The sequence below is a fragment of the Sphingomonas sp. OK281 genome, assembly GCF_900115295.1.
Classification (GTDB): domain Bacteria; phylum Pseudomonadota; class Alphaproteobacteria; order Sphingomonadales; family Sphingomonadaceae; genus Sphingomonas.
In genome coordinates, this window is record NZ_FOVZ01000002.1 from 849,816 (window position 1) to 864,010 (window position 14,195).

10 protein-coding genes are annotated in these 14,195 nt (G+C 68.5%); 2 read left to right on the forward strand and 8 right to left on the reverse strand.

Annotated elements, in window-relative coordinates:
• Window positions 1-71 precede the first annotated feature (71 nt).
• Window positions 72-1,160, forward strand: coding sequence for a GNAT family N-acetyltransferase (locus BM244_RS10030; protein WP_093398748.1), 1,089 nt, complete (start codon window positions 72-74; stop codon window positions 1,158-1,160).
• Here the strand turns inward: BM244_RS10030 and BM244_RS10035 are convergent.
• Genes BM244_RS10035 through BM244_RS10045 form a run of 3 tightly spaced genes read right to left on the reverse strand, consistent with a single transcriptional unit; the run spans window position 1,150 to window position 5,463 of the window.
• A complete protein-coding gene (locus tag BM244_RS10035; protein WP_093398749.1) occupies window positions 1,150-2,229 on the reverse strand; it encodes a lipocalin-like domain-containing protein in 1,080 nt (359 codons plus the stop codon). The genes BM244_RS10030 and BM244_RS10035 overlap by 11 nt on opposite strands.
• On the reverse strand, window positions 2,229-4,787 hold the full coding sequence (locus BM244_RS10040) for an FtsX-like permease family protein (protein ID WP_093398750.1): 2,559 nt from the start codon (window positions 4,785-4,787) through the stop codon (window positions 2,229-2,231). The genes BM244_RS10035 and BM244_RS10040 overlap by 1 nt, the downstream gene beginning before the upstream one ends.
• The gene (locus BM244_RS10045; protein ID WP_093398751.1) at window positions 4,777-5,463 is read right to left on the reverse strand and encodes an ABC transporter ATP-binding protein; all 687 of its coding nucleotides are present in this window, start codon (window positions 5,461-5,463) and stop codon (window positions 4,777-4,779) included. The genes BM244_RS10040 and BM244_RS10045 overlap by 11 nt, the downstream gene beginning before the upstream one ends.
• Window positions 5,464-5,697: 234 nt before the next feature.
• Between BM244_RS10045 and BM244_RS10050 the strand changes: the two genes are divergently transcribed.
• A complete protein-coding gene (locus BM244_RS10050; RefSeq protein ID WP_093398752.1) occupies window positions 5,698-8,124 on the forward strand; it encodes a bifunctional diguanylate cyclase/phosphodiesterase in 2,427 nt (808 codons plus the stop codon).
• A 39-nt stretch (window positions 8,125-8,163) separates the two neighbouring features.
• Here the strand turns inward: BM244_RS10050 and BM244_RS10055 are convergent, their stop codons facing one another.
• The 5 genes from BM244_RS10055 to BM244_RS10080 form a co-directional block, all read right to left on the reverse strand.
• Complete coding sequence (locus tag BM244_RS10055; protein ID WP_093398753.1) at window positions 8,164-8,460, reverse strand: putative quinol monooxygenase; 297 nt, start codon at window positions 8,458-8,460, stop codon at window positions 8,164-8,166.
• A gap of 53 nt (window positions 8,461-8,513) precedes the next feature.
• Window positions 8,514-11,900 (reverse strand): chromosome segregation SMC family protein, encoded by a 3,387-nt coding sequence (locus tag BM244_RS10060; RefSeq protein WP_093398754.1) that lies wholly within the window; start codon window positions 11,898-11,900, stop codon window positions 8,514-8,516.
• 276 nt (window positions 11,901-12,176) lie between these two features.
• Window positions 12,177-12,917 (reverse strand): thioredoxin domain-containing protein, encoded by a 741-nt coding sequence (locus tag BM244_RS10070; RefSeq protein WP_056051660.1) that lies wholly within the window; start codon window positions 12,915-12,917, stop codon window positions 12,177-12,179.
• Between the two features lie 26 nt (window positions 12,918-12,943).
• A complete protein-coding gene (locus BM244_RS10075) occupies window positions 12,944-13,609 on the reverse strand; it encodes a thioredoxin domain-containing protein (protein ID WP_093398756.1) in 666 nt (221 codons plus the stop codon).
• Window positions 13,609-14,172, reverse strand: a complete 564-nt coding sequence (locus BM244_RS10080; protein ID WP_093399089.1) for a DUF721 domain-containing protein — start codon at window positions 14,170-14,172, stop codon at window positions 13,609-13,611. The genes BM244_RS10075 and BM244_RS10080 overlap by 1 nt, the downstream gene beginning before the upstream one ends.
• Window positions 14,173-14,195: the final 23 nt, after the last annotated feature.

The window sequence follows — 14,195 nt, forward strand, 5'->3', positions numbered from 1 at the left end:
ACCCGATTGCAAAAGGGGGCGATTGTAAAAGAGCATGCAATCGTAACCTTCTGCGCGGTATCTAGCGGGCAATGTCCAAGCCGATGCTCCTGACCGACTTCGTCCGGCTTCCCCCCAACGTCCGAGGCGACGTGGTCGCGGGGCTTTCCGCGGCGATCGATACCGTCGCGGAGCGGGGGCCGCAGAGCCACCGCTTTCTTCGCTTCGGCTGGTACGCCGCCGCGCTCGCGGCGTATGGCGGACAAGCCCGAACGCTGGTCGTGACCCAAGACGACGCGCCGGTCCTGACGCTGCCGTTCGTCCCGATCGGTCCTCGCCTTCTCCGGATCGCCGCTGTTCCTGGTTGCTACTGGCCGTTCCGCAGCTTCGGCCTCGCACTCGAAGCGGGCGACGCGGCGCTGAAGACCGCGCTGGCGACGCTCGCCAGTCACGTCACCGGCCTGAGGATAGGTCCGGTGTACGACACCGATCCCGCCGCTACCGCGTTGATCGCCGCCGCCCGCGCGCAAGGCTGGACCGCGATCGATCGTGCGATCGGCGACAGCTGGTCGCTCGACCTGCCACTGTCCAGAGAAGGCCAGCCCTGGCCGCGCAATTCGACGCTGCGGAAGAACCGTTTCCACGAGAAGCATCTTGCCGAGCATGGCGAACCAGGCTGGCACTTCCTGGCAGGCGCGGACTGGCCCGCCGCCTTTGCCGGTCTCGGCGCGGTTGAGCAGACCAGCTGGATCGCGCACGCCACCGACCGCACCGGCATGAAGTTCACCGACGACGGCCATCTCGCCTTCTGGCAGGCCGCTGTCGCCGACCCGGCACTGGCCGGAATGTTCCGTGCCGCGCTGCTGACCGTCGATGGCGCGCCTGCTGCCTTTTCGTTCGATATCGACACCGGCGAACTGCTGTACGCGATCGCCAACAGCTACGACCCGCGCTTTGGCAGACATTCGCCGGGCAAACTTCTTTACTGGCGCAACCTGGTTGCGGCGCAGGGCCGCGGTATTCGTCGGGTTGACTGGGGTGCCGGCGACAGCGGCTACAAGCAGGTCATCGGCGCGACGGCAGACGCACCGATCCGCGACTGGCTGTTGTTCCGTCCCGGCCTGCCGGCGCTTGCGGGTCGCCTGCTCGGCTGGCTCTGGCGTCGCAGCGCTACATCCTGAGCGCGCGGTCGTAGCCGGTGAGTTCGAGATATCCACGCCCACCCCGCGTCCGTACCGCTCCCTCCCAATAGACGGGCATTCCGCTGCGCCGGGTATCGAGTTCCTGCGCGGCGAACATCGGCACCAGCCGCCAACGCTGGACGCGGCCCTCCGCCCGAACGCTCAACTCCTGCGACACCGGATATACCGCGCCGGTCGCCTTGCTCCGCCACGTCGCCAGCGTGCGGAAGGCGACGTCGCCCGGCGCGAACACCGTGATGCTGCCATCGGGACGCCGCAGCGACCCGCCCGCCCATACCGTGCCACCGCCCTTGCGCCGGATCCGGAACGCCATCAGCGCCGAACCATCGTCGAAGTTCAGCCCGGTCCAGTCCCAGCCCTGTGCGGCGGGCGCCAGATAGTCGGACGACCATTCGCGATCGAGCCACGCCTCGCCGGTCACCGGGACAGTCTTGCCCGAGCGCGTCACCTGTCCCGTCACGCGCAGATGCGGCACCGAGTAGTAATAGCTGGCCTCGGCGGGACGAGGCCCCTTGCGACTATAGCCACCGCGTCCTTGGGGAAGCGACGGCTGCGTCGGCTGGAACGACAGGTCGAGCCCGAAATCCTGTGCCGTCACGCGCGTCGCCCAGCGGCCGTCGCCCGCGCGCCGTAACCGCCAGTCGCGGATCGACACGTTCGCGTCGCCCGTCTGGGCCTCGGCCAGTCCGAAGCCGGCGCGCGCGGCCCGCTCGCTATGCGACAGTTTCCCGGTAGCGGGATCGGACAACGCCGCATGTGCGAACAGCACCTGCCTGGCGGCGAACCGGCTCGGGTTGCGCGGATCGACCGGCGGGCGGGTGCGAAAGAACGTCACCTGGAAGCCGAGATCCTTGCCATCCGCGGTGCGCAACCACCCGGTGAAATACCACCACTCGGTGCGAAACGCCGGATGTGCACCGTGATCGGCGGGGAAGCGCAGCGTGATGCCAGGCGCGACCGCAGGATACGTGACGGTCGGGGTAGCGGCAGGTGCGATCGCCGCAAGCGCTGCGATGATCCAGCCGAGGGGGATCCAGGAACGTGCCATCACCAATCCTCCCGCACCGATTGCACCGCGCTCTTCGCGGTAGCGCGCCGCCCGGCGAGGACCGCGGTCGCCGCCGCGGCGCCGGTCAACGCCGCCGCCACGCCGAGCAAAGTCCCGATCGGCACCCGCGTGGTCATCGTCCAGTTGAACGACTGCGGGTTGATCACGTGGATCAGCACCTGCGACAGCAGCAACCCGAGCCCGATCCCGGCGAGTGCCCCGGTCAGCCCGACGATCGCCCCTTCGGTTGCCAGCATCGTCGTCAACTGCCGCCGCGTCAGCCCAAGATGCCGCAACATTCCGAACTCGCGTTCGCGCGCGATCGTCTGTGCGGACATCGTCGCCGCGACTCCGGCAAGCCCGACGAGGATTGCGACCGCCTCCAGCAGGTACGTCACCGCGAAACTGCGATCGAAGATCGTCAGCGCAAGCCGTCGGAGCGTCGCCGGCTGGCTCACTTCGACCTGATCGCGTAGTGCCGGTGGCAGCTTTGCGGTCATCGTGCGTGCGATCTGCGCGGCATCCCGGCCGGGCGCGATCATCGCCGAAATCTCGTCGCGCGTGTCGTCGCCGGTAAGCCGCTGGTAATCGCCTTCGTCGATCAGCACTGCCCCGGCCTGTCGTCCGTAATCGCGCCACACGCCCGCGACCATGAACGGCGTACGTCCGGCGATCGGCAGCGTGATGTGGTCGCCGGGGTTCCAGCCGTATAGCCGTTGCGCCGGTTCGGAGACCCATATCGGCAGCGTCAGCGAAGTCGGCGTGTTCGCGGCGGGAGGCGGCGCGGTCTCGATCAGCACAAGCAACGGATCGCGGCCGCCCCGTTCAGGCCGTGCGATCAGGCTCACCGGTGGGCGATCGGGGGCGATCGTCAGCGGGATCTGGCGGCTGAAGGCAAGCCGCTCGATCCCCGGCGTGGTCGCCAGTCGCGTCCGCGTGGCGGGGTCGAACGTCGCGCCCGCGGTCGTGCGGAGATACAGGTCGGCGCCGAGCACCTGGTTCAACCACTCGTCGACCGCGCCACGGAAGCTGGTCACCATCGTCGCCATCGCGATCATCAGCGCGGTGGACGCGACGATCCCGCACAGCGCGGTGGCGGCCTCGCCGGGCGCACCATGAAGATGGCGGATCGCCAGCAGCTTCGGCACGCTGCCTCCCGTCCGTCTCGCGAGCGGAGTGAGCAGCGTTCGCGCGAACCACGGTACGCCCGCAACCCCGCCCGCAAGCATCAGCGCCATGCCGGCAAAGCCGAACAGCGGCAGGCCACCCACCGCGGGCAGCAACGCCGCCGCGCCGCCCGCCGCAAGCAACGCGACCGCAGGCCACCATGCCACGCGTCGTCGCGGATCGAGCACGTCGCCCGCATTCTTCAGCGCGGCGGCCGGCGCCGCGCGTGCTGCCACGCGTGCGGGCAGTGCGCTCCCCAGGATCGACGCCAGCAGGCCGAGCGAGAAGAAGCCGAATGCCGCAACGGGCTGGATCACGACATGCGTCGTGGCGCCGCCAAAATACCCGGCGCCCAGATCGCCGCCGAACCAATGCAGCGCGCTCCAGGCGAGCGCATAGCCGATGATCAGGCCCGCGGACGCGCCGACGAGCCCGATTGCGAGACCCTCGACGACCACCGCCGCAACGATGCCGCCCCGGGGCATGCCCAGCGTCCGAAGCAAGGCGAAGGCGCGCTGCCGGCGGACCACCGATAGCGATTGCGCCGAATAGACGAGAAAGCCGCCGGTCAGCAGCGCGACCAGCGCCAGCATGTCGAGGTTGACCCGGTAGGCGCGCGAGAGCGAGTCGCCTTGTGCGTTCTGCGTCTCGGCGGTCGACAGGATCGCGTCAGCCGGGAGGATTGGCCGCAACGCCGTCTCCGCCGCAGGCCGGTCCGACAGCGCCAGGTCGAGCCGATCGATCCGGCCGAGCCGACCGAAACGCCACTGCGCCGCTGCGATGTCCATCACGCCGACCGCGACGGCGGCATCGGTTGCCGGCAGGCTGCCGGCGACTCGGAGCGACACCGATCGCCCATTGGCGACGACGGTCACCCGGCTGCCGATCGTCGCGCCGACCTGGGTGAGCGCGGCGCGCGACAGGAACAGCGTGTCTTCGTCGAACACCGCGTCGTTGCCGGTGTCGGCGCCTTGCGGTCGCGCTCCGATCAGCGAGGGCGTGACCACGGCGGCGCGCACGACGTCGACACCGAGCAGCGTCAGGCGCTTCGTGCCGATCCGTGCGTCGAGGCGGAGGACGGGGCTGATGTCGGCGACACCGTCTGCGTGTGCGACCCGCGGGTAGAGGCGTTCGTCAAAGCCAAGCGGGCTGGTCGCGCGCACCGACAGTTCGGCCGCGCCGCTGACGCCGCGCATCGCCCCATCGAAAGACGCGAGCGCGGATCCGTTGACGAGATGAACCGCGAACCCGAGCGCGACGCCGACCGCGATCGCCACCGCGGTCATGACGAAGCGGGCGGGGTGAAACCGCCATTCGCCGGCGATCAGCCAGCGTAGCGCGACCCGCGCCGACCAGAGCCGGGGCTCAGCAGGGTAAGTTTCAGCGGGCACGGCGCTCCACCAGTCCGTCGCGTCCCAGTGTCAGCACCCGGTCGGCGATCGCCGCGCTGGCATCCGAATGCGTCACCATCACGCCTGCCGCCTTGTTGTCGCGTACGGCGTCGGCGAACAGCGACAACACGCGCGCCGCGGTTTCGGGATCGAGATTGCCGGTCGGCTCGTCCGCCAGGATCAGTGCGGGACGGTGGACGAGCGCGCGGGCGATCGCGACGCGCTGCAACTCACCCCCCGACAGGTCGCGGGCATAGCCTTCGCCGCGTCCACCGAGCCCGACGGCGTCGAGCATCGCGTCGGCGCGGGCGATCGCCGCGGCGGCGTCGGGCGACACCAGCGTCAGCGGCAACGCGACATTTTGCTGCAGTGTCAGATAGGGCAGAATGTGGAAGGCCTGGAACACGAAGCCGATCCGTTCGCGCCGCAGCCGGGTTCGCGCGGTCTCGTCGAGCGTCGCCAGTACCGTTCCGTCGATCGCGACGCTTCCCGAGTCCGCGTCGTCGAGCCCGGCGAGAATGTTGAGCAACGTCGATTTGCCGACTCCCGACTCACCGATGATCGCGACAAGTTCGCCTGCGCGGACGTCGAGTTCGAGCCGTTGGAACAGCAGTCGCGGCCCGGGCACCGACTTGCCGAGCCCGTGCACCGCGAGAAGGGTTCGATCATCACGCATCTACGATACCCCGCGGTCGTGCCCATGCCGAAAGCCGTTCGTTTCCCAGCTCGACCGGCAGCAGGCATGTGTGGCGCGAAGGCGGCAATATCAATGCGATATGCCAGACCTGTCATACTCGGAGGCGCATTACCGCGTCACTCGTTGCAAACGATTGCCTGCTGCGCTGCAACAAGGGAGAAACTTCGTTAATGTCTGCATGGCAGGGCATAAAAAACTGTCGAAGCGAACGCCTTGCCTATTCTCTTCAATCTCCATTTCCAGCACTCGGGCTTCCTGATCGCGGTCGCCATCGGAATCTGCCTGACAGCGGGGTGGTCGGTTGCGTTGCTTGCGGTCGATCTGGGGGATGCTTTCGAGGGAGAGCGGACCGGATGGCGGGGGTGCGCGCTGGCGCTCGCTGCCGGACTGGGCGTCTGGACGACGCATTTCATTGCCATCCTCGCATATCGCCCGGATCTTCTGCTTCGCTACGATGCATGGATGACCGTCCTTTCCGCGATCGTCGGCGTCGTCGCGGTTGGCCTGCCGATGGTGGCGGTCACCCGGGCGCGAACGCGGCGGGCACGCTGCATCGCCGCCGCCGCGGCAGGTGCGGGGATCTGGTGCATGCACGCTGTTGGCATCACTGGAATGCTCGACTGCGCGCATTTCTTTTCCTGGCCCACCAACATTGCCGGGATAGTCCTTGGCACGGTGGTGATGGTGTCATGGCAGCGCAACGAGCGGTGGTCGCGGTCGCGTCCTGCCGGGGCGCTGCTCTTCGCCATGGCGGTATGCGCGACGCATTTCGTGTCACTGGCGGGTGATGTGGTCGTCGCGAGCATCGACGAGGGGCGAACGGGGATCATGTCGCAGGGATTATTCGCCGCCTGCATTGCGCTGGCCGTATCCGCGACCTGTCTCGGCAGCCTGCTGACGTTCACGCGCGTGAAGGCCGCGCGCGAGCACGAAGCGAGAGCACTGCGCGCCGTGCTGGAAAGCATGACCGACGGGCTGGTTTTCATCGACAATGGCGGACGTCTTCGCCACTTCAACATGCGGTTTCTCGATCTGTTCGATACCCCGGCCGAGGCGATCGAGTCCGGTCTGACGATCGACGACTTCCTCGATGCGATCGCCCGATATCGTGCCTGGACCGCAGAGAAGCGCGCAGTCGTCGGTGGAGCGATGAAGCAGTGGATCGATGCCGATACGGGCTTTGATCGCGAATGCGAGATGGAGGACGGGCGGACCTATCACATGCAGTGTCGGCCGGTGGTAGGGCAAGGCATCGTCCTGACTTTCACCGATATCAGCGCGGAGCGGACTGCGCTCAGCAATTTGAAGCATCTTGCCTATCACGATTCGCTGACAGGGCTCGGTAACCGTCGCGCGTTGCGCGAGCAGAAAGAGGTACGGATCGAACTGGGCTTTCCGTTCTCGCTGTTGTTGATCGATCTCGACGAGTTCAAGCGGATCAACGACGCGTTCGGGCACGGCGTCGGCGACAAGCTGCTCGTGCACATTGCGACCGAACTCACCGCGCTGTTGCCGGCCGGGAGCGTGATCGCGCGGATGGGCGGGGACGAGATCGCGCTTCTGTCCTGTGAGATCGGCGATGCGGCGACCGCGCTGGCGGACGCGATCGTCGTGCGGTTGAGCGCACCCGTAGTCATCGAGGGACGCCGGCTGCTCCCGAGCTGCAGCATCGGCATCGCGGGATTCGCCGGCGATCTATCGCCCGAGGATCTGATGAAGCGCGCGGACATGGCGTTGTACGAGGCGAAGCGGCTCGGGCGACGGCGGGCGCAACCCTATGTCCCGGGACTGGCCGAGCGCCTCGCGGAACGCCAGCAGATCGTCGACGACCTGCATGAAGCCGTCCATACCGCTGATTTCGTGCTCGCGTTCCAGCCGGTGGTGCAGCTCTCCTCCGGTATCACCACGGGGTATGAGGCGCTCATCCGGTGGAACCATCCGACAAAGGGGTGGATACCGCCGGCTATTTTCATCCCGATCGCGGAGGATTGCGGGCTGATCGAGGAGATCGGCCGGTGGGTGATCATGGACGCCTGCCGACAGCTGTCCGGCTGGTCGTCGCACCTGAACGTCGCGATCAATGTGTCCGCGGCGCAGCTCAAGTCGAACGCGCTGGAGCATCATCTGACCCAGGCGATCTTCGTCCACGGTGTCGCGGCCGAGCGGATCGAAATCGAGATCACCGAGACGGCGCTGATCGACGATGCGGACCGGACGGCGGCGACCATAGACCGAATCCGCAGGATCGGCGTGAAGGTGGCGCTCGACGATTTCGGCACCGGCCAGTCGTCACTATCGCATCTGCGCGATTTCCAGTTCGACCGGATCAAGATCGATCGGAGCTTCGTGGTGCGGGCAGGATACGATCCGCGGTCGATGGCGGTGCTGCGTGGCATCGTCGGCGTCGGCAAGGAACTCGGCGTGCTGACCCATGCCGAGGGCGTGGAAACCAGGGACCAGCTGGACCTGTTGCGGATGATCGGCTGCGATGCCGTGCAGGGCTATCTCGTCGGCCGACCCGTCGTCCCCGGCAACGACCAGATCGAGCATTTCGAGCGTGTCCTGCGAAACGCGGCGTCGCGCCGCGCACGTCGCGGCACACGCGACGTCGAAGCAGGGCGCCGGCGATTTGCCGCGTGATACGGACCCGTCGTCGTCCATACGACAACGGGGCAGGGATCAGCCGATATCGACCGGATGCGTCACGATGATCGTCGGGCGAGCAGCGGCGAGGTCGCGTGCGGCGAGGCCGAATGCCTTGAAATGATCGGACGCCATGTGCTGCTGGACTGCAGCGTCATCTGCATACAGTTCGTTGAATACGAAGCGGCGCTCGCCTTCGCCTTCCTGCCACAGCTCGTAGTGTAGTACGCCGGGCTCGGCGCGCGATGCCGCGACGCAGGTCTTCGCGGCGGCGACGAACGCCTCGTCCTGCCCGGGCTTGACGGTAACCAACGCAACTACCTTGACGGCCATGGTCTTTGATCCTCGAAAGATAAGGGAATATTCTGGCCAGCCTACCCCAAAGATCAACCCTTGGCGATCAGTCCGGTCGCGGCTTGCAGGTCGACCGAGACGAGGCGGCTGACACCGCGTTCGATCATCGTCACGCCGAACAGGCGGTGCATGCGGCTCATCGTGACGGCATTGTGCGTGACGACGAGGTAGCGCGTGTCGGTGTCGCGCGACATCCGGTCGAGCAGGTCGCAGAAGCGCTCGATATTGGCGTCGTCGAGCGGCGCGTCGACCTCGTCGAGGACGCAGATCGGCGCGGGATTGGTGAGGAACAGACCGAAGATCAGCGCGACCGCGGTCAGCGCCTGCTCGCCGCCCGACAGGAGGGTGAGCGACTGGAGGCGTTTGCCGGGCGGTTGTGCCATGATCTCGAGTCCTGCTTCGAGCGGATCGTCGGAGTCTATCAGTTCCAAGTGCGCGGCGCCGCCGTCGAACAGCGTGGTGAAGAGGCGCTGGAAATGGCCGTTGACCGCCTCGAACGCGGCGAGCAGGCGCTGGCGACCTTCGCGGTTCAGCGTGCCGATCGAGCCGCGCAGGCGGTTGACGGCTTGGCCGAGTTCGTCGCGCTCCACCGCGTTGCCCAGTGCGGAGTCTTCCAGTTCGGCGAGTTCGATTTCGGCGACGAGGTTGACCGGGCCGATCCGCTCGCGATCGGTGGTGAGGCGGTCGTGCGTGGCGGACTCTTCGGTTGGCGCGCGGACGTCGGCGACCGCGAAGCCGAGGCGTTCGGGGAGGACGGGGGCGGGGCATTGGAAGCGCTCGCCCGAGAGGCGGCCGAGATCGAGGCGGCGCGCTTCGTGGTTCTCGACGCGGGCGATCGCGCCGGCGCGGGCTTCGCGGGCGACGGCGAGCGCTTCGGTGGCGGCGCGGTGGGCGTTGTCGGCGGTGCGGGCGGCGGTTTCCGCGGTGCGTTCGGTGGCGAGGAGCGCGTCGGCGGTTGTGCGCGCGTCTTGGTGTTCGGCGTCGAGCGTCTCGATCTCTGCGTCGAGGGCGGCGGGGCGAGCGGCGATCGCGGCGAGGTCGGTGGCGAGCGTGGTTTCGCGCGTGTCCATGGCGGCGATGCGTTTGGCGGCTTCACCGGCACGCGCGCGCCAGCTTCGGGTGTCGGCTTGCGCGGCGGACAGGCGTTCGCGGTGGGTGGCGATGCTGCGGTCGAGCGTGGTGCGATCGGCGCGGGCCTGCGCGACGGCGGCGCGGGCGCGCTCGGCGTCGTATTGAAGCGCGGCGACCTGACGCGCGTTGGCGATGCCGTCGGGGACGGCGGCCATCGCGGCTTCGGCGCGGGTAAGGTCGGCGTGGGCGTCGGCGACGTCGTCGGCGATGCGGTGCGCGCGAACGTCGAGGTCTGCGCGCTGGGTTGCGAGGCGTTCGAGCGCGGCGGCGGCGCGGTCTTCCTGGCGGATCGCGTCGCGCGCGGCGGTTTCGGCGCGTTGCAGGGCGGCGCGGGCGGTTTGCGACTGGCCTCTAGCCTGGGCGATTCGCTCGTCGATCGCGGCGCGGGTTCGTTCGGCCTCGTCCAGCGCCTTGGCCGCGGCGGGGCGGGCGGCCTGGAGCGCGGCGAGGCGGTTGCGGCGGACGAGGCGTTCGGCGGCGGCTGCGCCGGTGCCGGTTGCGGTGAAACCGTCCCAGCGGCGGAGTTGGCCGTGCCGGGTAACAATGCGCTGGCCGACGGCGAGGTGTTGCTGGCCGTCGGTGTCGACGACGAAGACCTGCGCGAGCCTGCGGGCGAGAGCGGGGGGCGCGTCGACATGCTCTGCCAGCGGTTCTGCGTCGGCGGGTGCGGCGGGGTCGTCTTCGCGGGGCTTGGCGCCCGCCCATGCGTCGAGGCCGGTGTCGAGGTCGTCGCCGAGTGCTGCGGCTAGCGCGCGTTCGTAGCCGGTGTTGGCGGAGACATGGTCGAGCAGCCGGTCGCGGCCGCTGCGCTGCGTTGCCTTGGTAAGCGCCGTCACTTCGCTATCGATTGCGGCGAGGTCTGCGCGGGCGGTGGCGCGGGTGGTTTCGGCGGCATCTCGCGCGCTGGTCGCGGTGGCTTCGTCGGTGTCTGCCTGGGTGATGGCTTTGCGGGCGGATTCTGCTGCAGCGGTCGCGGCGCGTCGGGTTTCGGCGGCGGTTTCGCGCTCTGCGGCTAGCGGCGCGGGGTCGCCGAGGGCGAGGAGGGCGGCGGCGATCTGCGCGGCATCGCGGTTGGCGCGGTCGGCGCGGGTGCGGGCGGCGGCGAGCGCGGCGCTGGCGACGCGGACCTCGGCGGCGTCGCGGGCTTGCGTGGCGAGCGCCTGGGCGAGGGAGACTTCTGCGTCGCGGACGCTGCGTTCGGTTTCGGCGAGGGCTGCGTCGAGATCGGGGATTGCGGCGGTGGCGTCGGCGATCGCGGTGTCGAGCGCCCTGGCCTCGTCGGCGAGGCGGGCGAGCGCGGCCGCGGCGTCGCTGGCGAGCGATCCTTCGCGGGCGCGGTCGTCGGCGATCCGGGTGCGGGCGTCGGTCAGGTCGGCGATCCTCCGCTCGACGCTGGCCTTTTCGGTTTTGAGCGCGGCGAGGCGGTGGGCGAGGTCGCCGACCAGGTCGCGCGCGGCGAGCGCTGCGGTGCGGGCGGTGGCGACGGCTTCGATCGCACGGTGTTGGTCTGCGGCGGCTGCGCGTTCGGCTTCGGTGGTCGCGCGGACGCGGGTTTCGGCGGCGGTGGCTTCGACCTTGGTGGCATCCGCTGCGGTGGCGGCTTCGCGCCATCGGGCGAACACTGTGCGCGCTTCGGCGACGCGGATCTGCGCGGAGATGAGGCGATAGCGTTCGGCGGCGCGGGCCTGGCGTTTCAGTGCCGCGGCGCGCGCATCCTGGTCGGAGATGATCTCGTCGAGCTTGGCGAGATTGGCCTCGGTGGCGCGGAGTTTCCCCTCGGCGTCTTTCCGCCGGACGTGGAGACCGGCGATCCCGGCGGCTTCCTCGAGCATCGCGCGGCGGTCTGCGGGTTTGGCGGCGATGACCGCGCCGATCTTGCCTTGGCTGACCAGTGCGGGGGAGTGCGCGCCGGTAGCGGCGTCTGCGAAGAGCAGGCCGACGTCTTTCGCGCGGACGTCGCGGCCGTCGATCCGGTAGGCGGAGCCGGCGCCGCGTTCGATCCGGCGGACGATCTCGCGTTCGTCGCCCGCAATTTCGGCGAGGATCGAGACTTCGGCGAAGTCGCGCGGGGGGCGGGTCGCGGTGCCGGCGAAGATCACGTCCTCCATGCCGGCGCCGCGCAGGGATTTCGCGCTCGCCTCGCCCATCGTCCAGCGGAGCGCTTCGAGGAGGTTGGATTTACCGCAGCCGTTCGGGCCGACGACGCCGGTGAGACCGGGTTCTATGCGGAGATCGGCTGGGTCGACGAAGCTCTTGAAGCCGGTGATGCGGAGGCGCTTGATCTGCATTCTTGCGCCCCCCGACGACTTAAGTTGGATCTTACCCCGGACCGTTGCGATGTTGTTTCCCCGCGAAGGCGGGGACCCAGACTGGGCTCCCGCCTTCGCGGGAGAACAAGGGGGTGGGCTGCCCGTGGGCACGCTTACCGCCCTTGCCTCCACCCCGGCGAAGGCCGGGGCCCAACGGGAGAGGTCGCGGTAACGAAGCGCTGATCTCCGTTAGCAACGTCCCCCAATTGGGCCCCGGCCTTCGCCGGGGTGGTAGTTACTGATGGCGGGGGTAGCTTACGCCCCAGCCGCCTTCAGCGCCTTCTCCATCTGATCCCAGCTCACGACCTGATCGAGCTTCTTGTCGTTGATCAGGAACGTCGGCGTGCCCGTAACCGTGCCCGCCTGCATCGCGTTTTCGGTCGGCTTGGCCATCACTTCGAGCTGCTTCTGATCCGCGAGGCATGCGCGCGCCTTCGCTTCCGGGATCCCGCGCTGCTTGACGAAATCGATCGCGCCCATCTGTTCGGCGAGCTTGGTCGCGACGACCGTCGGCGGCTGGTTGGCGAGCGCCTTCTGCTGGTCGGGGGTCATCGCCTGAAGCTTGTCGAGGAAGGCGATCTGGTTGCCGTACATCTGCTCGAGGATCGGGAAGAACGGCGCGACGCCGCCGCACTGGCCGAGCAGGGTCAGCGCCACGTCGGGCGCGCCGTGGACGAGGAAATCGCGGAATTCGAAGCTGACTTTCCCGGTCGAGACGTACTTCTCGGTCAGCGGCTTGTAGGCCTCGCGGCCGAACGCGCCGCAGGTCGGGCACGAGCGCGCGCCATATTCGACCAGCTTGATCGGCGCGTTGGGGTTGCCCATCAGATAGCCCTCGGGGGTCTTCACGACCGTCTCGGTCCAGTTCTGGCCGGCGGGGGCTGCGGCGGCCGCGACGGGCGCGGCGGCGGGCTGGTCGACGTTGCCGGTCGAATCGTTCTTCGAGCAGGCGGCGAGCGCGAGCGGCAGGACGGCGAGCGTGGTCAGGAACTTCATCGGGTTACTCCAGTGAATCACGTGAATTAACGGGCGCCGGCCTTGCGGAGGGCGGGTTCGAGCTGTTCCCAGCCGACATGCGGGACGAGTCTGCCGTTGAGGTAGAAGGTCGGCGTGGAGTCGATCTCCTTCGGCGCGTCGGCGGTCAGTTTGACGATGCGGTCGATCTCGGGCTGGTTGGCGAAGCACGCGTTGATCGCCGCGTCCGACAGCCCGCGCGCCTTGACGAACGCGGTCAGGCCGGAGCCGTCTGCGTTGGCGCGGATTTGTGCCGCCGCCGGGTACATGTTCAGGCGCGCGGCGTTGCCTTGCTGGTATTCGATCCCGCGCTCGAGCCATTGCGGCTGTGCGGCGAAGATCGCGGACGAGGTGGCGGAGAAGCCTTTCGGGCCGGTGCAGCGGGCGAGGATCGCCGCTGCCAGATCGAGCCGGTCGCGGATGAAGCTGCGGACTTCGAGGCTGGTCGAGCCGGATGCGATCATTTGGCGCTTGAGCACGGGTTCGGACTTCACCGAGAAGTCGGCGCAGTGCGAGCAGGTGTAGCTGGCGTATTCGACGAGCTTCACGCGGGCGGCGGGGTTGCCGATCAGGTAGGCGCCCGAGGGGAGGATGCGCGCGGTCTGCGACCAGTCGCGCTTGGGCGCGGCACCGGTCAGGAGGAAGAGGGCGAAGACGGCAAAGAGGACGCGCATCAGGTGATCCTGGGAATGCCGTGCGTCGAGGCGACGCCAGCGGCGAGGGATTCGAGGACGGCGCGCAGTTCCGGATCGGCGATGCCCTTCAGGCTCATACCGAGATCGACGGGGACCGGGCGGATCGATGGCGGTGCTTTCCGCGGCACGGGCGCGGCGACCTCGCCTTGTCGGATCGCGACCTTCACGATCGCGGCATAGCCGAAGAAGCGGTTCACGCGCTCGATGATTTCGGGCGCGATGTGCTGCATCATCGGGGCATGCGCGCCGCGGACGGTAAGGGTCAGGACGCCGTCCTGTTTCTTGCCGACCGGGAAACGGATCGATTCGGGGATGCTCGCGCCCGCCAGTTTCGCGCCGACGATCTCGGGCCAGCGGCTGACGATCGACGACTGGACGAAGCCGAATCGCCGGAATGCCGCGCCGCCGATCGCGGGCAACAGCTCGGCGACCGCGCGCGAGCGGTTCTCGCGCGGGGCGTCTGGGTCGGTCCTGCCTTTAATGCGCTTCGTCGCCGGCTTGGGCGTCGCGGCTTTGGGCAGAGAAACGGGCGGCTTGCTCATCTGCGAACCCATGCCATAGGCGA

Excerpts from the sequence above, each read along its gene's own strand:
- BM244_RS10060 (WP_093398754.1), bottom strand. The coding sequence starts at position 11,900 with ATGCAGATCAAGCGCCTCCGCATCACCGGCTTCAAGAGCTTCGTCGAC.
- BM244_RS10075 (WP_093398756.1), bottom strand. The coding sequence starts at position 13,609 with ATGCGCGTCCTCTTTGCCGTCTTCGCCCTCTTCCTCCTGACCGGTGCC.
- BM244_RS10030 (WP_093398748.1), top strand. The coding sequence starts at position 72 with ATGTCCAAGCCGATGCTCCTGACCGACTTCGTCCGGCTTCCCCCCAAC.
- BM244_RS10070 (WP_056051660.1), bottom strand. The coding sequence starts at position 12,917 with ATGAAGTTCCTGACCACGCTCGCCGTCCTGCCGCTCGCGCTCGCCGCC.
- BM244_RS10055 (WP_093398753.1), bottom strand. The coding sequence starts at position 8,460 with ATGGCCGTCAAGGTAGTTGCGTTGGTTACCGTCAAGCCCGGGCAGGAC.
- BM244_RS10080 (WP_093399089.1), bottom strand. The coding sequence starts at position 14,172 with ATGAGCAAGCCGCCCGTTTCTCTGCCCAAAGCCGCGACGCCCAAGCCG.
- BM244_RS10045 (WP_093398751.1), bottom strand. The coding sequence starts at position 5,463 with ATGCGTGATGATCGAACCCTTCTCGCGGTGCACGGGCTCGGCAAGTCG.
- BM244_RS10035 (WP_093398749.1), bottom strand. The coding sequence starts at position 2,229 with ATGGCACGTTCCTGGATCCCCCTCGGCTGGATCATCGCAGCGCTTGCG.